At 36.7% G+C, this 22,009-nt stretch carries 18 protein-coding genes and 2 pseudogenes; 19 read left to right on the top strand and 1 reads right to left on the bottom strand.

Annotated features, from left to right (window positions below; genetic code table 11):
* The first annotated feature begins 37 nt into the window (after window positions 1-37).
* From ymfI to mutL, 19 genes and pseudogenes are all read left to right on the top strand, one after another.
* A complete protein-coding gene (gene ymfI, locus ACUXVC_RS19050) occupies window positions 38-751 on the top strand; it encodes an elongation factor P 5-aminopentanone reductase (RefSeq protein WP_000759626.1) in 714 nt (237 codons plus the stop codon).
* Window positions 752-826: 75 nt separating this feature from the next.
* The gene (locus ACUXVC_RS19045) at window positions 827-1,075 is read left to right on the top strand and encodes a DUF3243 domain-containing protein (protein ID WP_000114444.1); all 249 of its coding nucleotides are present in this window, start codon (window positions 827-829) and stop codon (window positions 1,073-1,075) included.
* Window positions 1,076-1,213: 138 nt separating this feature from the next.
* Complete coding sequence (locus tag ACUXVC_RS19040) at window positions 1,214-1,999, top strand: DUF3388 domain-containing protein (protein WP_000574107.1); 786 nt, start codon at window positions 1,214-1,216, stop codon at window positions 1,997-1,999.
* 21 nt (window positions 2,000-2,020) lie between these two features.
* The gene (locus tag ACUXVC_RS19035; RefSeq protein ID WP_000137474.1) at window positions 2,021-2,932 is read left to right on the top strand and encodes a helix-turn-helix domain-containing protein; all 912 of its coding nucleotides are present in this window, start codon (window positions 2,021-2,023) and stop codon (window positions 2,930-2,932) included.
* A gap of 63 nt (window positions 2,933-2,995) precedes the next feature.
* Window positions 2,996-3,574 (top strand): CDP-diacylglycerol--glycerol-3-phosphate 3-phosphatidyltransferase, encoded by a 579-nt coding sequence (gene pgsA, locus ACUXVC_RS19030; protein WP_001052977.1) that lies wholly within the window; start codon window positions 2,996-2,998, stop codon window positions 3,572-3,574.
* 20 nt (window positions 3,575-3,594) lie between these two features.
* Window positions 3,595-4,833: a competence/damage-inducible protein A gene (locus ACUXVC_RS19025; RefSeq protein WP_095690298.1), complete on the top strand. Its 1,239-nt coding sequence runs from the start codon at window positions 3,595-3,597 to the stop codon at window positions 4,831-4,833.
* Between the two features lie 143 nt (window positions 4,834-4,976).
* Window positions 4,977-5,585 (top strand): annotated as a pseudogene (gene recA / locus ACUXVC_RS19020) (recombinase RecA); the annotation flags it as partial.
* A 327-nt stretch (window positions 5,586-5,912) separates the two neighbouring features.
* Window positions 5,913-6,335, top strand: a pseudogene (locus ACUXVC_RS19015) (recombinase RecA); the annotation flags it as partial.
* Window positions 6,336-6,818: 483 nt separating this feature from the next.
* Entirely contained in the window at window positions 6,819-8,384 is a 1,566-nt protein-coding gene (gene rny / locus ACUXVC_RS19010) for a ribonuclease Y (protein ID WP_000099769.1), read from the top strand.
* Window positions 8,385-8,546: 162 nt separating this feature from the next.
* Entirely contained in the window at window positions 8,547-9,341 is a 795-nt protein-coding gene (locus tag ACUXVC_RS19005) for a TIGR00282 family metallophosphoesterase (protein ID WP_001221097.1), read from the top strand.
* A gap of 149 nt (window positions 9,342-9,490) precedes the next feature.
* Entirely contained in the window at window positions 9,491-9,751 is a 261-nt protein-coding gene (gene spoVS, locus ACUXVC_RS19000; protein ID WP_000404341.1) for a stage V sporulation protein SpoVS, read from the top strand.
* A gap of 59 nt (window positions 9,752-9,810) precedes the next feature.
* Window positions 9,811-10,734 (top strand): dipeptidase, encoded by a 924-nt coding sequence (locus tag ACUXVC_RS18995; RefSeq protein WP_000688047.1) that lies wholly within the window; start codon window positions 9,811-9,813, stop codon window positions 10,732-10,734.
* 225 nt (window positions 10,735-10,959) lie between these two features.
* Window positions 10,960-12,717, top strand: a complete 1,758-nt coding sequence (locus tag ACUXVC_RS18990; protein ID WP_000625417.1) for a 2-oxoacid:acceptor oxidoreductase subunit alpha — start codon at window positions 10,960-10,962, stop codon at window positions 12,715-12,717.
* On the top strand, window positions 12,704-13,570 hold the full coding sequence (locus ACUXVC_RS18985) for a 2-oxoacid:ferredoxin oxidoreductase subunit beta (RefSeq protein ID WP_000190155.1): 867 nt from the start codon (window positions 12,704-12,706) through the stop codon (window positions 13,568-13,570). Before ACUXVC_RS18990 ends, ACUXVC_RS18985 begins: the two co-directional genes overlap by 14 nt.
* Window positions 13,571-13,999: 429 nt before the next feature.
* The gene (gene miaB, locus ACUXVC_RS18980; RefSeq protein ID WP_001005393.1) at window positions 14,000-15,529 is read left to right on the top strand and encodes a tRNA (N6-isopentenyl adenosine(37)-C2)-methylthiotransferase MiaB; all 1,530 of its coding nucleotides are present in this window, start codon (window positions 14,000-14,002) and stop codon (window positions 15,527-15,529) included.
* A gap of 3 nt (window positions 15,530-15,532) precedes the next feature.
* On the top strand, window positions 15,533-15,964 hold the full coding sequence (locus ACUXVC_RS18975) for a RicAFT regulatory complex protein RicA family protein (protein ID WP_000870460.1): 432 nt from the start codon (window positions 15,533-15,535) through the stop codon (window positions 15,962-15,964).
* Window positions 15,965-16,090: 126 nt separating this feature from the next.
* The gene (gene cotE, locus ACUXVC_RS18970; RefSeq protein WP_001288799.1) at window positions 16,091-16,633 is read left to right on the top strand and encodes an outer spore coat protein CotE; all 543 of its coding nucleotides are present in this window, start codon (window positions 16,091-16,093) and stop codon (window positions 16,631-16,633) included.
* Window positions 16,634-16,813: 180 nt separating this feature from the next.
* A complete protein-coding gene (gene mutS, locus ACUXVC_RS18965) occupies window positions 16,814-19,504 on the top strand; it encodes a DNA mismatch repair protein MutS (RefSeq protein WP_446025821.1) in 2,691 nt (896 codons plus the stop codon).
* An 8-nt stretch (window positions 19,505-19,512) separates the two neighbouring features.
* On the top strand, window positions 19,513-21,456 hold the full coding sequence (gene mutL / locus ACUXVC_RS18960; protein WP_446025820.1) for a DNA mismatch repair endonuclease MutL: 1,944 nt from the start codon (window positions 19,513-19,515) through the stop codon (window positions 21,454-21,456).
* 278 nt (window positions 21,457-21,734) lie between these two features.
* On the opposite strand, the gene ACUXVC_RS18955 is transcribed toward mutL, so the two are convergent.
* Window positions 21,735-21,920 carry a hypothetical protein gene (locus ACUXVC_RS18955; protein ID WP_000461138.1) on the bottom strand — a complete coding sequence of 62 codons (186 nt, stop codon included), beginning with the start codon at window positions 21,918-21,920 and terminating at the stop codon, window positions 21,735-21,737.
* Between the last annotated feature and the right edge of the window lie 89 nt (window positions 21,921-22,009).

Here is a 22,009-nt window from a genome sequence, read left to right as displayed (position 1 = left end):
GTGAAAAGTGAACTTGTAGAGATAAGAGAGGGAATTTATGAAAAAGTATGCGTTAGTAACTGGAGGGAGCGGAGGGATTGGCTCTGCTATTTCGAAACAATTAATTCAAGATGGATATACAGTTTATGTTCATTACAATAACAGTGAAGGAAAGGTATTGGAATTGCAGAAAGCATGGGGGGAAGTTATCCCTGTGCAAGCGAATTTGGCTTCTAGTGATGGAGCAGAGCAATTGTGGAGACAAATTGAACATCCTATTGATGTTATTGTATATGCAGCTGGGAAGAGTATTTTTGGACTAGTAACAGATGTAACAAACGATGAATTGGATTATATGGTAGAACTTCAAGTGAAGAACGTATATAAATTACTTTCAATGGCACTTCCGCCTATGATTGGGAGGAGAAGTGGTAATATTGTAATTGTTTCATCTATATGGGGACAAATAGGGGCTTCTTGTGAAGTGCTTTATTCAATGGTAAAAGGGGCGCAAAATTCATATGTGAAAGCTTTGGCGAAAGAAGTGTCTTTAAGTGGATTACGTGTGAATGCGGTAGCACCAGGAGCAATTGAAACGGAAATGTTAAGTGTTTTTTCTGAAGAAGATAAAATGGGAATTGCTGAAGATATACCATTAGGTAGAATAGGGTTACCAGAAGAAGTAGCAAAAACAGTTGCATTCCTCGTATCACCAGGAGCATCTTACATAACTGGACAAATCATCGGAGTGAATGGTGGTTGGCACTGTTAAAAATTTCTTACATAAAAAATGAACAGTTGCACAAATTAAGCATGATTTTATTACTCAATAGTGAGGTGCTTAATTATGTCAGTATTAGATAATTTTGATCAGTGGAAGAGCTTTTTAGGAGATCGTTTAGAGCAAGCGCAAGGAAAAGGTTTAGACGGCGGTGCGGTATCAGATATGGCATTTCGTGTTGGCGACTACCTTGCTAATGAAGTAGAAGGACGCAATGACCAAGAGAAATTATTAGCTGAGCTTTGGAAAGTTGCTGATGAACAGGAGCAACATACCATTGCAAACTTAATGGTTAAGTTTGTACAACATAAGTAAAAGTAGAGAGGAAATTCTCCTCTCTACTTTTTTTGTATAATAATTACACAGGATAGATTATACATTTAGCTTCCCTATTAAGGTGAAATCATATAATATAGTACGTAGGTGTAAAGTAAGCAAGGGGAGTGATCTTGGATGATTGAATGGTATTTTGAATATGAAATACATAAAAACCGACCTGGCTTGCTTGGTGACGTTTCTTCGTTAATCGGTATGCTCGGCATTAATATTGTCACAATTAATGGTGTAGATAATGCACGACGTGGGTTACTTCTTATGTGTGATAATCAAGAGCAAATCTCTAGACTTGAATCAATTTTAAATACGATGGATAACATAACGGTAACGAAATATCGTCCGCCCAAGCTAAGAGATAAGCTAGCGGTTAGGCATGGTAGGTACATACAACGAGATGCAGATGATAAGAAAACATTTCGATTTGTGCGTGATGAATTAGGCTTACTTGTAGACTTTATGGCAGAAATTATGAAAAAAGAAGGCCATAAACTAATTGGGATACGCGGAATGCCTCGTGTCGGAAAAACAGAATCCATTGTTGCTGCAAGTGTTTGTGCAAATAAAAGGTGGTTATTTGTATCATCTACTCTTATTAAGCAAACTGTTCGTAGTCAATTAATTGAAGATGAGTATAGCGATGACAATATTTTCATCCTAGATGGAATTGTGTCAACGAAGCGTGCTAACGAAAGACATTGGCAGCTCGTTCGTGAAATTATGAGATTGCCTGCAACAAAAGTTGTAGAACATCCTGATGTATTTGTGAGTCAGTCAGAATACACATTGGATGATTTTGATTATATTATCGAGTTGCGCAACGATTATGATGAAGAAATTCAATATAATTTAGTAGATGAAATTGAGCAAGGTACGCAAAATAATTTCTCTATGTTTGACTTTTAAAGAAATATTGAGGTGTTAGTAGTGACGGAATTGGGACAAAAGCTGAAAGAAGCAAGAGAAGCGAAAGGCTTGACTATTGATCAGCTGCATGAGATTACAAAAATTCAAAAACGCCATTTAGTGGCAATTGAAGAAGGCAATTATGATGTATTGCCAGGAGCTTTTTATGCGCGTGCATTCATTAAACAATACGCAGATGCGGTTGGATTAAATGGAGAGGAACTACTTGTAGAACATCAGAGTACGATACCACAATCTGAAAAGCGTGAAGTTCCACAAGTATCAACGGGACAAAAAACACAAGAAACAATGCAAAAATCTTCATCATGGCCAATTGCAGATCACATGCCGAAAATCTTAGTTGCGTTGTTAGTAATCGCAGTTGGAGTGGTAATCTGGTTTGTGTTTCAAGCGTTAACTGGAAAAGATGATGAAAAAGTTCCGAGTGCTCAAAGTGAGAAAATTGAAGTTCAAAAAGCAAAAGATTCTCCGTTAGATACGAAGAAAGATGAAGCGAAAGCGGAAGAGCCAAAAAAAGAGGAACCAAAGAAAGAAGAACCAAAGAAAGAAGAGCAACCAGCACCACCAACGGGACAGCAAGAAGTGAAAGTAGTTGGAACAACTGGTAAGGTATCTACTTTGGAAATTCATAATAATAAAACGTTAGAATTGGAAATCATAGCGAAGGGTACAAGCTATGTAGATGTTAAAGATGATGCGGGTAACGAAATTTTAAACACTACAGTACAAGGTGGTCAAACAGAAAAACGTGATGTATCAACATTAAAAGAAGTACGACTTAATATTGGAAATGCAACGAATGTTGAAGTTAAACTGAATGGCCAAGTGGTTGCTTTCCCATTGGACCCAGAAAAAGAACTTCACCAAAGATTGGTGATAAAAAACCAAGGGATAGGGCAACCTGCACAATAACAGTCATCGCTTCGATGACTTTTTTCAATGAACAAATGTTTTTGATATGATGGAGGAATAGCTGTGAATTTACCAAATAAAATTACAATATCTAGAATCTTCTTAATTCCAATTTTCATGGTAATTATGTTAGCGCCCTTTAATTGGGGTTCATACACAATTGGTGATGTTGATTTACCAATTCAACATTTAGTGGGGGCACTTATCTTTATCGTTGCTTCAGCTACAGATTGGATTGATGGACATTACGCAAGGAAGTATAATCTTGTAACGAACTTAGGAAAGTTTCTTGATCCGTTAGCTGATAAATTACTTGTTTCAGCAGCACTTATTACATTGGTAGAGATGCGATATGTACCGGCTTGGATTGTTATTGTAATTATCAGTCGTGAGTTTGCTGTAACAGGTTTACGTCTTGTACTTGCTGGAACAGGGGAAGTAGTTGCGGCAAATCAGCTAGGGAAAATTAAGACATGGACACAAATTATTGCGATTGCAGCATATTTATTACACGATGTACCTTTAAATTTAATCCATATTCCAGTTGCGGATATCTTCATATGGATTGCATTAATCTTTACTGTTATTTCAGGATGGGATTATTTCTGGAAAAATAGAGCTGCATTTGTAAACTCAAAATAGAAGTTTATGGGGGAATTGGGATGAATGCTGAGATTATTGCGGTTGGAACTGAATTATTACTTGGACAAATTGCAAATACAAATGCCCAGTTTTTATCTGAAAAGTTGGCTTCAATTGGAATTAACGTGTACTATCATACTGTTGTTGGTGATAATAATAAGCGACTGCAAAAGGCAATTGAAGCTGCGGAAGAACGTGCTGATATCCTTATTTTTACAGGTGGGTTGGGACCGACAAAAGATGATTTAACGAAAGAAACAATAGCGACTAGTTTAGATGAAAAGCTTGTGTATGATGAAAAGGCATTAGCCTTAATAAGTAATTACTTTAAGCGTACAGGCCGTGAATTTACGGAGAATAATAAAAAGCAAGCGCTCGTTTTAAATGGAGCAACAGTATTTGCAAATGACCACGGTATGGCGCCGGGTATGGGGGTAAATAAGAACGGAAAAGTTTATATTTTATTACCAGGGCCGCCAAAAGAAATGAAACCAATGTATGTAAGTTACGTAGAGCCTTTTTTACGTAATTTTACAACAGGAGAAAACATTTATTCACGTGTGCTTCGTTTCTTCGGTATTGGGGAGTCCCAATTAGAGGTGAAAGTTCAAGATTTAATTGATGGACAAACAAACCCAACAATTGCCCCGCTAGCAAATGATGGAGAAGTGACATTACGTTTAACTGCTAAGCATCAAAATGTTAGCGAAGCGGAGAAACTAATTCAACATGTGGAAGATTTGATTTTAGAAAGAGTAGGAGAATTTTTCTACGGATATGACCAAGAATTTTTGCATTATAAGGCAATCGAGTTATTGAAGAGAAAAGGGTTAACTTTAGCATGTGCAGAAAGTTTAACAGGTGGTCTTTTTGGAAATCAAGTAACTGAAAATGCTGGTGTTTCTTCTGTATTTAAGGGCGGTGTCATTTGTTATCATAATGATGTGAAGCAACATGTTTTACGTGTGCCTGAAGAAGTATTGCATACTGATGGTGCAGTTAGTAAGGAATGTGCTCGTTATCTTGCTGAAAATGTTAAGGATTTATTAAAAGCGGATATCGGAATTAGTTTCACTGGGGTAGCAGGGCCAGATGCTTCAGAACAGAAAGAGCCAGGAACAGTATTTGTTGGATTAGCGATTAAAGGTGAACAAACTGCAGTCGTTCCTCTTAATTTAAGTGGAAGTCGTCAACAAATTAGAGAACGATCAGCAAAATATGGATTTTATCATTTATATAAAAAGCTAGAAGAGATATAAGTCTCTTCTAGCTTTTTTTATAGTTAAATTCCGTATTTGTGTGATGGAAAATAAAAAATCGAATAAATGTTCGATTTTTGTTGGCAAATTGAATTGAAAATAGGTATAATAAGATTAGCAATTCAGTTAAGGAGGAATTTTGAATGAGTGATCGTCAAGCGGCATTAGATATGGCGTTAAAACAAATAGAGAAGCAATTCGGTAAAGGTTCAATTATGAAATTAGGAGAACAAGCGGAACGTAGAATTTCTACAATTTCAAGTGGTTCTTTAGCACTTGATGTGGCGCTAGGGGTAGGCGGATACCCACGTGGCCGTATTATCGAAATTTACGGACCTGAAAGTTCAGGTAAAACGACAGTTTCATTACATGCAATTGCAGAAGTACAACGTCAAGGTGGACAAGCAGCATTCATCGATGCGGAGCACGCAATGGATCCTGTATATGCACAAAAATTAGGCGTTAACATAGATGAATTACTATTATCACAGCCTGATACAGGGGAGCAAGGATTAGAAATCGCAGAAGCACTTGTACGAAGTGGTGCGGTTGACATTATCGTAATTGACTCTGTAGCAGCTCTTGTACCGAAAGCAGAGATTGAAGGAGACATGGGTGACTCACACGTAGGTTTACAAGCACGTTTAATGTCACAAGCACTTCGTAAGCTTTCAGGAGCAATCAACAAATCAAAAACAATTGCAATCTTTATCAACCAAATTCGTGAAAAAGTTGGGGTTATGTTCGGAAATCAACTACAAGTTGCTTAATCGAAAAGATTAAGGAGTTTACCATGGGTTTCCCTTGCTAGTGATAGCATGTTAAAAAACCTTGTGAACCTTATTGCCTAAGGGTGTAACTATCCATATAGTTGCTAACGGTGAAGCCCACCATTATTTAGGGTAATACCGTGCCAAGCTCCATAGTGATATGGGGAAGGTGTAGAGACTACCGAAAAGGACTTTTAGTTAACTGAGTAGGGTACGGCAGATGATAGGCTACTGCTGGAAGTGCAAGGCTCTCTGTAAAGAGATGAAGAGATAGTCCAGACTATAGAGATGGAAAATCTATAGATAGTGCCAGAAACAACTCCGGGTGGTCGTGCGTTGAAATTCTATTCAACTGTTCGTCTTGAAGTGCGTCGTGCGGAGCAATTAAAGCAAGGTAACGACATCGTTGGTAATAAAACAAAAGTAAAAGTAGTGAAAAATAAAGTAGCGCCACCATTCCGTGTTGCTGAAGTTGATATTATGTACGGAGAAGGTATTTCAAGAGAAGGTGAAATCTTGGATATGGCTTCTGAGCTTGATATCGTTCAAAAGAGCGGTGCTTGGTATTCTTATAATGAAGAACGTTTAGGACAAGGTCGTGAAAATTCGAAGCAATTCTTAAAAGAGAATACGGACTTAAGAGAGGAAATTGCCTTCTTTGTTCGTGATCATCACGGAATTGGTGAAGATTCTGGTGTGGAAGACACGGAAGATTCAACTCTTCAAGATTAAAAAATAAAAGACACGGGTCCCGTGTCTTTTATTTTTTTACCTTCTATTAAAGGGGTATCTATCGTAGTGATTAAAATATTTTTTTGACTCAAATGGGATGTGTAAAGAGGAATATTCATGCGTTTTAAGGGAATAAAATGGTATTTACTAAGGTTTTCCAGGATAATATGCTATCAATTTTTCAAATTCAGATAACATTCAGGACTGAAGGTAAAGAAAGTAAAAGTAGACAACGCTTGACAATGAAAATTACGATAGATACAATGAGAATGTATATTTTTTCTTATATACGATATACTCTTCTCAAGAAGAGAAGTAATATTCGGAGTAAGGTTTAAAACTTACCGAAATAATAATATGACATTTTAATTGTGAAATGAAGAAAGTCCCTTAAAAAAGCGGGACGACGGTCTTTGCTGTATGTTGTAATTTAATGTACATGCCGACAGTCTTTTTTCATTCATAGCAAGGGGAGGTGAAATCATGAGTAGTACAGTTTGGATACTCATCTCCATTTTGCTTGCAACAACAGTCGGTGCAGTTGTTGGCTTTTTTGTTCGAAAGTCTATTGCTGAAGCGAAGATTAATGGTGCGGCTAATGAAGCGAAACGTATTCTAGACGAAGCGAATCGTGAGGCTGAAGCACTTAAGAAAGAAGCGCTTTTAGAAGCAAAGGATGAAATTCATACACTTCGTACAGAAGCTGAATTAGAAATTCGTGACCGTAGAAGCGAATTACAAAAACAAGAAAATCGTTTAATGCAAAAAGAAGAGAACCTTGATCGTAAAGACGAAACGCTCGATAAACGCGAGCAGCAGTTAGAGAAGAAAGAGGATTCTCTTGTAGCGAGACAACAACAGATTGAAGAGTTGGAAAGCAAAGTGGGAGAGTTAGTTCAAAAGCAACAAACAGAATTAGAGCGCATTTCCAATCTGACACGCGAACAAGCGAAAGCAATTATTCTTGGTAAAGTAGAAAATGAAGTTTCTCATGAAATCGCTGTTATGGTAAAAGAAAGTGAAGTTCGCGCGAAAGAAGAAGCGGATAAGAAAGCAAAAGAGATTTTATCTCTTGCAATGCAAAGATGTGCAGCTGATCATGTTGCTGAAACAACCGTTTCGGTTGTAAATCTTCCAAATGACGAAATGAAGGGACGTATTATCGGGCGTGAAGGTCGTAATATTCGTACGTTAGAAACGTTAACGGGTATTGACTTAATTATCGATGATACACCAGAGGCGGTAATCCTTTCTGGATTCGATCCAATTCGTCGTGAAACAGCTCGTATCGCTCTTGATAAACTAGTACAGGACGGACGTATTCACCCAGCGCGTATTGAAGAGATGGTCGAAAAATCAAGACGTGAAGTGGACGAGTATATTCGCGAAGTCGGAGAGCAAACAACGTTTGAAGTGGGTGTTCATGGATTACACCCAGATTTAATTAAAATTTTAGGTCGTTTAAAATACCGTACAAGTTATGGACAAAACGTCTTAAAACACTCTATGGAAGTTGCATATTTAACTGGACTTATGGCAGCAGAGCTTGGCGAGGATGAAAAACTAGCAAGACGTGCTGGTCTATTACATGATATCGGAAAAGCGATTGACCATGAAGTAGAAGGTAGCCACGTTGAAATTGGTGTTGAACTCGCAACGAAATATAAAGAGCATCCTGTAGTTATAAACAGTATCGCATCTCACCATGGTGACACAGAACCAACTTCTATCATTGCAGTTTTAGTTGCAGCAGCAGATGCTTTATCAGCTGCAAGACCGGGAGCTCGTAGTGAAACGCTTGAAAACTACATTCGTCGTCTTGAAAAGTTAGAAGAGATTTCAGAGTCTTATGAAGGCGTTGAAAAATCATTTGCAATTCAAGCAGGACGTGAAGTTCGTATTTTGGTAAAACCAGATACAATCGATGATTTAGAAGCTCATCGTTTAGCTCGTGATATCCGAAAACGTATTGAAAATGAACTGGATTACCCAGGACATATTAAAGTAACTGTTATTCGTGAAACACGTGCAGTGGAATACGCAAAATAAAGTGGTGAAACACCACTTTATTTTTTTGTGTTGGAATTGGATAAAATAAAGACAGTTAGTTATATAGCGTAAAAGTGAAACAAACTTATAATAAACATATTATAAGGAATTTCCTTAATGCTATAGCAATAAAAAATGCAGTACATAGAAAGGGTAAGACATATGAGAATATTATTTGTTGGGGATGTAGTAGGATCTCCTGGTAGAGGTATGATTCAACAATACGTACCGGCATTAAAGAAAAAATATACACCTACAGTAACAATCATTAATGGAGAAAACGCAGCAGGTGGCCGTGGGATTACAGAAAAAATATATCGAAACTTTTTAGAGTGTGGGGCGCAAGCAGTTACACTTGGAAACCATGCTTGGGATAATCGTGAAGTATTTGAATTCATCGATGATGCAAAATATCTTGCAAGACCAGCTAACTTCCCAGAAGGAACTCCAGGAAAAGGACTTATCTTTGTGAACTGTAATGGAACAGAAGTTGCAGTTATTAACTTACAAGGACGTACTTTCCTTCCTCCGATTGATTGTCCATTCCGTAAAGTGGATGAATTAATTAATATTGCGAAAAAACGTACGAATATTATCTTTGTTGATTTCCATGCGGAGACTACAAGTGAAAAACAAGCGCTAGGTTGGTATGTAGATGGACGTGCTACAGCAGTAGTAGGTACGCATACGCATGTCCCTACAGCGGATAACCGTATTTTACCAAGCGGAACGGCATATATTACAGATGTTGGGATGACAGGGCCATATGATGGAATATTAGGTATGGACCGAGAAGCGGTATTGAAGAAGTTTTTAACGAACTTACCGGTACGATTTGAAGTAACAAGTGGTAGAACGCAATTAAGTGCAGTGTTAATTGATGTGGATCCAAATACAGGAAAAGCAAAGAAAATTGAGCGCATTTTAATTAATGACGATCAACCATTTTTTGAGTAAATTTCCGTTAAATTTTAGATAAGTTATTATATTTTAATTTTTTAGAAAAATTACGAAAATTTAGCAGGAATACGCGCCATTCCTCGTGAATATAAGTTAAAGTGAAATAATTGCTAATACTTTTTAAAGAAACGAGGAGGAAACGCGGAATGGAAATATTAAAAGTTAAAGCAACGTCGGTCCCTAATTCTGTAGCTGGTGCACTTGCAGGTGTTATTCGCGAACGCGGAACAGCAGAAATTCAAGCTATTGGTGCAGGTGCATTGAACCAAGCGGTAAAGGCAGTAGCAATCGCAAGAGGATTTGTAGCGCCTAGTGGTTTGGACCTGATTTGTATCCCAGCGTTTACAGATATTATGATTGATGGCGAAGAGCGTACAGCAATAAAATTAATTGTAGAACCTCGTTAAGTTTTAAACAACCTGTTTGCAGTATGCAAACAGGTTGTTTTTATAATGGAGGAATGAAAATGAAAATTTTTGATGCTCATTGTGACGTGCTTCTTCAGTTATGGAGTGCACAAGGGAAAAGGAATTTTAACGATGATTCACAATTACATATTACATTTGAACAGTTAAAGAGAAGAAAAGGAAGTATACAATGTTTTGCTATATATGTACCAGAAACAGTGGCATATGAAAACCGATTTGAAGCAGCATTACAAATGGTAGATATTTTTTATAATGAAATTTTATCCCTACCAGGTGTAAAGTTTATTCAGACAAAAGATGATATTAACATGTTAAAACAGGACGAGGTTGGAGCGATATTAACACTAGAAGGATGCGAAGCAATTGGAAAAGAAGCAATGAAATTACGGTTGTTGTATCGCCTAGGAGTACGTTCTTTTGGACTAACATGGAATTATGCCAATCTCTTAGCTGATGGTGCGCTAGAGACACGTGGGGCGGGTTTAACGAATTTTGGTAAACAGGTTGTACAAGAACTGAATGCGCTACATGTATGGACTGATGTGTCTCATCTAAATGAAAGAAGTTTTTGGGATGTTATAGAGATTGCAAAAAATCCTATTGCTTCCCACTCAAATTGTATGAAACTTTGCGAGCACCCACGTAATTTAAACGATGAACAACTTAAAGCTCTTATAAAGAAAAATGGCATGATCGGTGTCACTTTTGTACCGCAGTTTCTAACAAGTGAAAGGCAAGCAAATATAACTGATATCATAAAACATATCGAATATATTTGCTCGCTAGGTGGAGAAAACAATATAGGGTTTGGTTCAGATTTTGATGGGATTGTAGATACGGTTGTCAATGTATCTGCCTATGGAGATTATGAAAATGTCATGAATGAGCTTTATAAATACTATGCTGCATCTACTGTAGAAAGATTTTTATATGATAATTTTGTTGAACATATGAGTTTTTAAGTTTGTGGTTTAAAATTCAGAAAAATTAAAATTAATTCATTTGATTTTATTGCTTTTTTTAAGACCTAATACTAGAATGAAAAACAAAATAGCTTTATACTAAAGATTCAGGGAAATCAGAAGAGGCATAATTTGCGTCCGTTGTAGTTTATTTGCATAAAAAATGCTAAACTATTACTGTAAAAAAATACACTACAATGAATGCAGCCAAAAGGGGTGTAGGAGATGATTAGTCAACTTTCATGGAAAGTTGGAGGCCAACAAGGTGAAGGAATTGAAAGTACAGGAGAAATCTTCTGTATTGCATTAAACCGATTAGGATATTACCTATACGGTTACCGCCACTTCTCATCACGTATAAAAGGCGGCCATACAAATAATAAAATTCGTGTAAGTACAACAGAAGTACGCGCGATCTCAGATGATTTAGATATTTTAATTGCTTTTGACCAAGAAACAATTGATTTTAACTTCCACGAACTACGTCCAGGTGGAATTGTAGTTGCGGATGCGAAATTTAATCCAACAATACCCGACAATACAGATGTAAATCTATATGTGATACCGTTTACAGATATTGCTTCAGAATTAGGCACATCATTAATGAAAAACATGGTTGCTGTAGGAGCATCAAGTGCAGTATTAGGATTAGACGAAACAGCTTATTTGGATGTTGTTGAAGAAATCTTTGGTCGTAAAGGAGAGCAAGTCGTTCAAAAGAATATGGACGCAATTAAACGCGGCTCTCAATATATGAAAGAATTACTAGGCGAGAAAGTAAACATGATGCAGCTTGAAAAAGCTGATGGTAAAAAACGCATGTTTATGATTGGAAACGATGCAATCGCATTTGGTGCGGTAGCTGGTGGTGCTCGTTTTATGTCAGCATACCCAATCACACCTGCATCAGAAATTATGGAATACTTAATTAAAAAATTACCGAAAGTCGGCGGAACAGTAATCCAAACTGAGGATGAAATTGCAGCTTGTACAATGGCAATCGGCGCAAACTATGCTGGTGTTCGTACATTAACTGCATCTGCTGGTCCTGGTCTGTCATTAATGATGGAAGCAATCGGTTTAGCAGGTATTACAGAAACCCCATTAGTAATTGTTGATACACAACGTGGTGGTCCAAGTACGGGATTACCAACGAAACAAGAACAGTCTGACTTAATGGCGATGATTTACGGTACGCATGGTGAAATTCCAAAAATCGTAATGGCGCCAAGTACAGTTGAAGAAGCTTTCTATGACATTGTAGAAGCATTTAACTTATCTGAAGAATATCAAGTTCCTGTTATTTTCTTAACAGATTTACAGCTTTCGTTAGGAAAACAAACAGTAGAACCACTTAAATTAGATAAAGTGGAAATCCGTCGTGGTAAGCTTGATTTAGAAGCAGAATTACCAGAACGTGAAAATAAAGCATACTTCAAGCGTTATGAAGTAACTGAAGACGGCGTTTCGCCGCGTGTTTTACCTGGTATGAAAAATGGTGTTCACCATGTTACAGGTGTAGAACATGATGAAACTGGAAAGCCATCGGAATCAGCAATAAACCGTAAAGATCAAATGGACAAACGTTTCCGTAAAATGGAGAACTTGAAGTTTAATACCCCTGTTTATAAAAATGTTAAGCATGAAGAAGCAGACGTATTGCTTGTTGGATTTAACTCAACTCGTGGTGCGATCGAAGAGGCAATGACGCGTTTAGAACAAGAGGGTATGAAAGTAAACCATGCTCATGTGCGTTTAATTCACCCGTTCCCAACAGCTGAAATCGATCCACTTGTGAAAAAGGCGAAGCGTGTTGTAGTAGTAGAAAACAATGCAACAGGTCAACTTGCTAACATTATGAAAATGAATCTTGGTAATGGTGAGAAAATTTCTAGTCTTTTAAAATATGATGGAAACCCATTCTTGCCGAAAGAGATTTACAACGAATGCAAAAAAGGGGTTGTATTAAATGGCAACATTTAAGGACTTTCGTAACAGTGTAAAGCCAAACTGGTGCCCAGGTTGCGGAGACTTCTCAGTGCAAGCTGCAATTCAACGTGCAGCAGCTAACGTTGGCTTAAATCCAGATGAACTTGCTGTTATTTCTGGTATCGGCTGTTCAGGCCGTATTTCAGGTTATATTAATTCATATGGTGTGCATAGTATTCATGGTCGTGCCCTTCCAATTGCACAAGGTGTGAAAATGGCAAATCGTGATTTAACAGTTATCGCTTCAGGTGGTGACGGTGATGGATTTGCGATTGGTATGGGACATACAATCCATTCTATTCGTCGTAATATCGACATTACGTACATCGTAATGGATAACCAAATTTACGGGTTAACAAAAGGGCAAACTTCACCACGTAGTGAAGCGGGATTTAAAACGAAAAGCACACCACAAGGTTCAATTGAACCATCACTAAATGTAATGGAAATGGCTTTAACAGCTGGTGCGACATTTGTGGCGCAAAGCTTTTCGAGTGATTTAAAAGAATTAACACAAATTATTGAAGCTGGTATTAACCATAAAGGATTTTCATTAATTAACGTATTCAGTCCATGTGTTACTTATAATAAAGTAAATACTTACGATTGGTTTAAAGAGAACTTAACGAAACTAAGCACAGTAGAGGGATATGATCCATCTAATCGCATGATGGCTATGCAAACGTTAATGGAAAATAACGGTTTAGTAACAGGTTTGATTTATCAAAATACTAAGCAACCATCATATCAAGAACTTGTTAAAGGCTATAGTGAAGAGCCTTTAGTGAAATCTGATTTAAATATGGATCAGAAAATGTTTGATGAGCTTGTTGCTGAATTTATGTAATGTAAGAAGAGGAGGTTGCCGATTTGGCAACCTTTTTTATGTGCAAAAAATATAGGGTAGTTTTATTTACTTAGAAAATTCAGAATGGTAAAATAATATGTAAATCGTTGTATGAAAATGGCAAGTTCATTGCTTATGAAATGTAAGATAATAAAGGGACTCTGGATTGTTAAAATTGGCGAAACACGTCATACTATGGTAATGTTTATAGGGATAAAGCAATATGCTTTTGGGTAGGACAACAAGAAATAATAAAAAGGGAATGTCTATTTGCGTGGGGAAGACTTCATTCTTATGAATGATTAGATTGATTACTCAAGTTTCAAAGGACAAGTTATCTCCAAGCTATCTAACCATTTTTGAGGTGAGTCTAAGCGCATTAAAATGGACTATAGAGTGTGTATAGTTAAGGGTGAAAGGAGATTACCGATGAACGAGCAACAACGATTAGCAAGTCAACAAGCAAATTCCTCTACGAAAAAAGAAGAGAAAGATTATAGTAAATACTTTGAAAGTGTATATCAACCACCTTCCTTAAAGGATGCGAAAAAGCGAGGGAAAGAAGAAGTTAAAATTGAACGGGATTTTGGCTTACCTGAAGAGTTTCGTAATTTTGGTACAGGAAGAAAGTTCTATATTCGTACATATGGTTGTCAAATGAATGAGCATGATACGGAAGTAATGGCAGGTATTTTCACAACGCTTGGATATGAACCAACTTTTTCAACTGAGGATGCAGATGTAGTTTTATTAAATACTTGTGCGATTCGTGAAAATGCTGAAAATAAAGTGTTTGGTGAACTAGGCCATTTAAAGTCACTCAAACGAAGAAATCCGGACCTTTTAATTGGTGTATGTGGTTGTATGTCTCAAGAAGAATCTGTTGTAAATAAAATTATGCAAAAAAATCAGCATGTAGATATGGTGTTTGGAACGCATAATATTCATAGATTACCGTACATTCTAAAAGATGCAATGTTCTCGAAGGAAACGGTAGTTGAAGTTTGGTCAAAAGAAGGGGACGTAATTGAAAACCTTCCGAAAGTACGTCGTGGTGATATTAAAGCTTGGGTAAATATTATGTATGGCTGTGATAAGTTCTGTACGTATTGTATTGTACCGTATACACGAGGAAAAGAGCGAAGTAGACGTCCAGAAGATATTATCCAAGAGATTCGTCACTTAGCTGCGAATGGTTATAAAGAAATTACATTACTTGGACAGAACGTAAATGCATATGGTAAAGATTTTGAAGATGTAAAATACGGTCTTGGTGATTTAATGGACGAACTTCGTAAAGTTGATATAGCCCGTATTCGTTTTACAACGAGCCATCCACGTGATTTCGATGATCACTTAATTGAAGTACTTGGCAAAGGTGGCAACCTAGTAGAACATATCCATTTACCAGTTCAATCTGGAAGTACAGATATGTTGAAAATTATGGCGCGTAAATATTCGCGTGAGCATTATTTAGAACTTGTAAGAAAAATTAAAGAAGCAATTCCAGATGCAGTATTAACAACAGATATTATCGTTGGTTTCCCAAATGAAACAGATGAGCAATTTGAAGAAACGATGTCGTTATATCGTGAAGTAGGATTTGATACTGCCTTTACATTTATTTATTCTCCTCGCGAAGGTACACCAGCTGCAAAAATGAAAGATAATGTACCGATGGAAGTAAAGAAAGAACGTCTTCAACGCTTAAATACACTAGTAAATACGTTGGCAATTGAAAAGAATAGTCGTTATAAAGGTCAAATTGTAGAAGTGTTAGTTGATGGGGAAAGTAAAAATAATCCGGAAGTACTTGCAGGTTATACTCGTACGAATAAACTTGTAAACTTCGTCGCTTCAAAATCTTTAATTGGTCAGCTTGTGAAAGTAAAAGTAACGGAAGCAAAAACTTGGTCTCTTAACGGGGAATTAGTTGAAGAGCCGATTGAGGTGAAATAATAGATGAAAGTATATTCGAAAGATGACATTGTTGAACAAGCGAAAGAATTAGCAAAAATGATTTCTGAAACAGAAGAGGTTGATTTTTTTAAGAAAGCAGAGGCGCAAATTCATAAAAATGAAAATGTAAAGCGCGCAATCGATGAAATTAAAGCACTGCAAAAACAAGCAGTAAACTTGCAACATTACGGGAAATGGGAAGCTTTAAAAAAGGTAGAAGCTGAAATTGATGCATTGCAAGATAAGTTAGACAGTATTCCAGTTGTACAAGAATTTAAATCTTCACAAACATATGTAAATGACTTATTACAGTTAGTTGCTAGTACAATTTCTAACAACGTAACAGATGAAATATTAATTTCAACTGGTGGCGATGTACTTAAGGGTGAAACTGGCGCAGCGGTAGAAAGTAAAAAAGGAAATTGTGGTTGTTAAAGAGATGTCATATTGACATCTCTTTTTTTTAGTTGATTAAACGTAAGTTCTTCTCAAAAAAAGAATGACACATTCCGCTATTGTCACGCATATGATTAAGTGAATAGTGATTGAGGAGGGTTACGAATGTCCGAATTTAGAGAGATTATTACAAAAGCAGTGGTTGGAAAAGGACGTAAGTATACAAAGTCAACGCATACATGTGAATCGAATAATGAACCAACAAGTATTTTAGGGTGCTGGGTAATTAACCACTCGTACGAAGCAAGAAAGAATGGGAAGCATGTGGAAATTGAAGGTTTCTATGATGTGAACACTTGGTATTCATTTGATGGAAATACAAAGACTGAAGTTGTAACAGAACGCGTGAACTACACGGACGAAGTCAGCATTGGTTATCGTGATAAAAACTTTTCTGGTGACGATTTAGAAATTATTGCTCGTGTTATTCAGCCACCAAATTGTTTAGAAGCGCTGGTATCACCAAACGGTAATAAAATTGTTGTAACTGTAGAACGTGAATTTGTAACAGAAGTAGTTGGAGAAACGAAAATTTGTGTAAGTGTAAATCCTGAAGGCTGCGTAGAATCAGATGATGATTTCCAAATTGCTGATGATGAATTTGAAGAATTAGATCCGAACTTTATCGTTGATGCAGAAGAAGAGTAATAGAAAGCTAGGGAGAAGTTCTTCCTAGCTTTTTACTTTACATAAGTGGCGCTGAATGAACATGATTCTTTATGAAATATGTTATAATGAAGATAGACTCCTGAAATAGGAGATATGGATGTCCGTGAAATGTGACATATATGAAAATTGATTACTATGTAAGAATTATGGAGGAAAAGTATGACGCAATATACCCCTATGATACAGCAATATTTAAAGGTTAAGGCAGACTATCAAGATGCCTTTTTATTTTTCCGATTAGGCGATTTTTATGAAATGTTCTTTGAAGATGCCGTTAAAGCAGCTCATGAGCTTGAGATTACATTAACGAGCCGAGATGGTGGCAGTAGTGATCGTATACCGATGTGCGGTGTACCCCATCATGCAGCTAAAAACTATATTGAACAACTTGTTGAAAAAGGATATAAAGTTGCTGTTTGTGAGCAAGTGGAAGATCCAAAAACAGCTAAAGGTGTAGTGCGCCGTGAAGTAGTACAACTAATTACGCCAGGAACGATGATGGAAGGGCGTACAATTGATGAGAAAGAAAACAACTTCTTAGCCGCATTAACACATTTTGAAGATGGATCATATGCTTTAGCTTGTAATGATTTAACGACTGGACAAAATACAGTAACGTTATTGACTGGTTCAGTGGAAGATATTTTATTGGAAGTGTATGCAACTGGTTCGAAAGAAATTGTTGTAGATTCTTCATTTTCTAAAGATGAATTAAATAAATTAACTGAAACGTTAAAAATGACAATTTCATATGAAGATGCAACGGCAATTCCTGAAGGATTAGAACATCTTGTGAAAAATGTTTCGCAAGCAAAGTTAATTAAAGCAATTGGACGCTTATTTAACTATGTGATAAGAACGCAAAAACGTTCATTAGATCATTTACAACCTGTAGAAATTTATTATACGAATCAATTTATGAAAATTGATGTGCATTCAAAGCGAAATTTAGAGCTGACGGAAACACTTCGAACGAAAGAAAAAACAGGATCATTATTATGGCTATTGGATAAAACAAAAACAGCTATGGGTGGTCGTATGTTAAAACAGTGGATGGAACGTCCACTTATTCAGAAAGAAAAAGTTGAAGAGCGTTTAGAAATGGTTGAAACATTTGTAAATGATTACTTTTTACGTGAAGATTTAAAAGAAAAATTAAAAGAAGTATATGATTTAGAACGTTTAGCAGGAAAAGTTGCATTTGGTAATGTCAATGCAAGGGACTTATTACAGTTAAGACGATCTTTACTTCAAGTGCCAGCTATTTTAGAAGCGATTAGTTTGTTAGATAATGCTTATGCAGCAAGGTTAATTCAAGGAGCGGATCCATGTGAGAGCTTAACTGAATTACTAGGAAGAAGTATTCAAGAAAACCCACCGCTTTCTATTAAAGATGGAGATATTATTAAAGACGGTTATAATGACAAGCTTGATCAATATCGTTACGTTAGTAAAAACGGAAAAACGTGGATCGCTGAGCTTGAAAAACGAGAGCGTGATATTACAGGAGTTAAATCGTTAAAAATCGGGTACAACCGTATTTTCGGCTACTACATTGAAGTGACGAAGGCGAATCTTGCAGCACTTCCAGAAGGCCGCTACGAACGAAAACAAACGCTTGCTAATGCTGAACGTTTCATTACAGATGAACTGAAAGAAAAAGAAACGTTAATTTTAGAAGCAGAAGAAAAAATTGTACAACTAGAATACGATTTATTTACAGCGCTTCGTGAAGAAGTAAAAGTATTTATTCCGAAATTACAACATTTAGCAAAAGTAATTAGTGAATTAGACGTACTGCAAAGTTTTGCGACAGTTAGTGAAGAAGAACAGTTTGTAAAACCTGTACTAACAACGAAGCGTGAAATCTTTATTAAAGATGGTCGTCATCCTGTCGTTGAAAAAGTATTGAACGGGAAATTGTATGTACCGAATGATTGTATTATGCCAGAGAAGATGGATGTCTTTTTAATTACAGGACCGAACATGTCTGGTAAAAGTACGTATATGAGACAATTAGCACTTGTAACTGTTATGTCGCAAATCGGTTGTTTCGTACCAGCAACAGAAGCAGTATTACCTGTATTTGATCAAATCTTTACGAGAATTGGTGCAGCGGATGATTTAATATCAGGTCAAAGTACATTTATGGTCGAAATGTTAGAAGCGAAAAATGCAATTGCAAACGCATCAGAAAGAAGTTTAATTTTATTCGATGAAATTGGACGAGGTACATCTACGTATGATGGTATGGCACTTGCACAAGCAATTATTGAACATATTCATGACCAAATTGGTGCAAAAACGTTATTCTCTACGCATTATCACGAATTGACTGTGTTAGAAGAGAGTTTAGATCAACTGAAAAATGTACACGTTTCAGCAATTGAAGAGAATGGAAAAGTAGTATTCCTTCATAAAATTCAAGATGGAGCAGCTGATAAAAGTTACGGAATTCACGTTGCGCAACTTGCAGAGCTTCCAGATAGCTTAATCGCCCGCGCGAAAGAAGTGTTAGCACAACTAGAAGGACAGGAAGAAATTATTATTCCAAAGCGTGTAGAAGTAAAGGTACAAGAAGTTGTTCCAGAACCTGTAGTTGTTCCAGAACCTGTAGTTGTAAAAGAAGAAACGGCAGAAATACAAGAAAAGAAAGAAGAGACTGAAGAAGAGTCACAACTATCTTTCTTTGGAGGAGACCAATCTTCAAAAAAACAAGACAAGCCTGTGCTTGATCAAAAAGAAAGCGCAGTACTTGCGCAAATTAAAAAAATTGATTTACTTGATATGACACCTTTAGAAGCGATGAACGAATTGTATCGCTTACAGAAGAAGTTAAAGAAAGGATGAGTAAGTAGATGGGGAAAATTCGCAAACTCGATGACCAACTCTCTAACTTAATTGCGGCAGGGGAAGTAGTAGAGCGCCCTGCTTCAGTCGTAAAAGAACTTGTGGAAAATTCTATCGATGCGAATAGTACATCTATTGAAATCCACTTAGAAGAAGCTGGGTTATTGAAAATTCGTATCATTGATAACGGTGATGGTATTGCAGAAGAAGACTGTATCGTCGCTTTTGAACGCCATGCGACGAGTAAAATTAAAGATGAAAACGATCTGTTTCGCATAAGAACACTCGGTTTCCGCGGTGAGGCATTGCCGAGTATTGCCTCTGTTAGTGAATTAGAATTAATTACTAGCACAGGTGATGCGCCTGGTACACACCTCATAATTAAAGGTGGAGACATTATAAAACAAGAGAAAACTGCGAGCCGAAAAGGAACAGATATTACAGTACAAAACTTATTCTTTAATACACCAGCGCGTCTTAAATATATGAAAACCATTCATACGGAGCTCGGGAATATTACAGATATCGTGTATCGTATTGCAATGTCACATCCAGAAGTATCGTTAAAACTGTTTCATAATGAAAAGAAATTGCTTCATACATCAGGTAACGGTGATGTAAGACAAGTACTTGCATCGATTTACAGTATTCAAGTTGCGAAGAAGCTTGTTCCAATTGAAGCTGAATCTTTAGACTTTACAATTAAAGGCTATGTAACATTACCAGAAGTAACGAGAGCATCTCGTAATTATATGTCAACGATCGTAAATGGTCGTTACGTTCGAAACTTTGTACTAATGAAAGCGATTCAGCAAGGATACCATACATTACTGCCAGTCGGCCGGTATCCAATTGGCTTCTTATCGATTGAAATGGATCCAATGCTAGTTGACGTTAACGTACATCCAGCGAAGTTAGAGGTTCGTTTTAGTAAAGAACAAGAATTGCTAAAGCTGATCGAAGAAACATTGCAAGCTGCATTTAAAAAAATACAGCTTATTCCAGATGCAGGCGTAACAACGAAGAAAAAAGAAAAAGACGAAAGTGTGCAAGAACAGTTCCAGTTTGAGCATGCGAAGCCGAAAGAACCATCTATGCCGGACATTGTTTTACCAACTGGCATGGATGCAAAACAAGAAGAACCGCAGGCTGTGAAACAGCCAGCGCAGCTTTGGCAACCGCCGAAACAAGAATGGCAACCACCACAGTCGCTCATAAGAGAAGAGCAAAGTTGGCAACCATCCACTAAACCGATAATCGAAGAACCAATTCAAGAAGAGAAATCGTGGGACAGTAATGAAGAGGACTTTGAACTAGAGGAATTAGAAGAAGAAGTTCGGGAAATAAAAGAGATTGAAATGAACGGGAATGACTTACCACCACTTTATCCAATTGGACAAATGCATGGAACATATATTTTCGCTCAAAATGATAAAGGCTTATATATGATTGACCAGCATGCCGCGCAGGAACGTATTAATTATGAATACTTCCGTGATAAAGTAGGAAGGGTAGCGCAAGAAGTACAAGAGTTACTTGTACCGTACCGTATTGATCTATCTCTTACTGAATTTTTACGTGTCGAAGAACAGTTAGAAGAACTAAAAAAAGTCGGGCTATTTTTAGAACAATTCGGCCATCAATCCTTTATCGTCCGCTCGCATCCAACATGGTTCCCGAAAGGACAAGAAACAGAAATTATCGATGAAATGATGGAGCAAGTTGTTAAACTAAAAAAAGTTGATATTAAAAAGTTACGTGAAGAAGCAGCCATCATGATGAGCTGTAAAGCGTCCATTAAAGCGAATCAATATTTAACGAACGATCAAATATTTGCCTTACTGGAAGAATTACGTACAACAACAAACCCATACACATGCCCACACGGAAGACCGATTCTTGTGCATCATTCTACTTATGAGTTGGAAAAGATGTTTAAGAGGGTTATGTAGAGTGAATAAAATTACTTTTCAAAAGGGAGCAACATTTACTGTTGCTCCCTTTTAATATGTAGATTTAATTGTTAAACGAAAATAAGGTGGAGTAATTTTGCAGTTTATTTCTTGGTTGCGTTAGCTTAAATTTATCTATGTATAAAAAAGCGCTGTATACAGCACTTTTTAAAAGGTGCATGAATTGTATAATAAAGATTTCTACATTACTAACCAAATAACTATGCATGGCCAAATGTTGCTTCTTATTTGGCTAATTGTTATAAGGATCTATACAATTATTTATTTTTATTATTATTGATTTTTTCAGTGTATAGAACTTGCTCTTTATAGTGCTTCTTAATTGGAAAGTTATGTGTACCTGTCCCGTTCTTGAATTTTTTGTCAATGGGGTTCTTTAGAGGAACTGTTGTAGTTTCAGTAAATTCATATGGGTAATTTATTTTAGATTTATCTTCAAACATGAAAATGCCTCCTTTTAGGATCTCCTAAATTCTTTACTATAACATGATATGCATATAGATATTTTTTGGACTAGTTATTTATATAGGTT

This window comes from Bacillus sp. N6 (assembly GCF_052805735.1).
Note: the sequence above shows the minus strand (reverse complement) of the source record. Positions and strands in the feature narration are given on the sequence as shown.

Bases quoted from the DNA above. Each gene is read 5' to 3' on its own strand.
- ACUXVC_RS19045 (WP_000114444.1), top strand. From the start codon at position 827: ATGTCAGTATTAGATAATTTTGATCAGTGGAAGAGCTTTTTAGGAGAT.
- ACUXVC_RS19005 (WP_001221097.1), top strand. From the start codon at position 8,547: ATGAGAATATTATTTGTTGGGGATGTAGTAGGATCTCCTGGTAGAGGT.
- ACUXVC_RS18985 (WP_000190155.1), top strand. From the start codon at position 12,704: ATGGCAACATTTAAGGACTTTCGTAACAGTGTAAAGCCAAACTGGTGC.
- rny (WP_000099769.1), top strand. From the start codon at position 6,819: ATGAGTAGTACAGTTTGGATACTCATCTCCATTTTGCTTGCAACAACA.
- ACUXVC_RS18975 (WP_000870460.1), top strand. From the start codon at position 15,533: ATGAAAGTATATTCGAAAGATGACATTGTTGAACAAGCGAAAGAATTA.
- ACUXVC_RS18955 (WP_000461138.1), bottom strand. From the start codon at position 21,920: ATGTTTGAAGATAAATCTAAAATAAATTACCCATATGAATTTACTGAA.
- spoVS (WP_000404341.1), top strand. From the start codon at position 9,491: ATGGAAATATTAAAAGTTAAAGCAACGTCGGTCCCTAATTCTGTAGCT.
- ymfI (WP_000759626.1), top strand. From the start codon at position 38: ATGAAAAAGTATGCGTTAGTAACTGGAGGGAGCGGAGGGATTGGCTCT.
- mutS (WP_446025821.1), top strand. From the start codon at position 16,814: ATGACGCAATATACCCCTATGATACAGCAATATTTAAAGGTTAAGGCA.
- cotE (WP_001288799.1), top strand. From the start codon at position 16,091: ATGTCCGAATTTAGAGAGATTATTACAAAAGCAGTGGTTGGAAAAGGA.
- mutL (WP_446025820.1), top strand. From the start codon at position 19,513: ATGGGGAAAATTCGCAAACTCGATGACCAACTCTCTAACTTAATTGCG.
- ACUXVC_RS18990 (WP_000625417.1), top strand. From the start codon at position 10,960: ATGATTAGTCAACTTTCATGGAAAGTTGGAGGCCAACAAGGTGAAGGA.
- miaB (WP_001005393.1), top strand. From the start codon at position 14,000: ATGAACGAGCAACAACGATTAGCAAGTCAACAAGCAAATTCCTCTACG.
- ACUXVC_RS19025 (WP_095690298.1), top strand. From the start codon at position 3,595: ATGAATGCTGAGATTATTGCGGTTGGAACTGAATTATTACTTGGACAA.
- ACUXVC_RS18995 (WP_000688047.1), top strand. From the start codon at position 9,811: ATGAAAATTTTTGATGCTCATTGTGACGTGCTTCTTCAGTTATGGAGT.
- ACUXVC_RS19040 (WP_000574107.1), top strand. From the start codon at position 1,214: ATGATTGAATGGTATTTTGAATATGAAATACATAAAAACCGACCTGGC.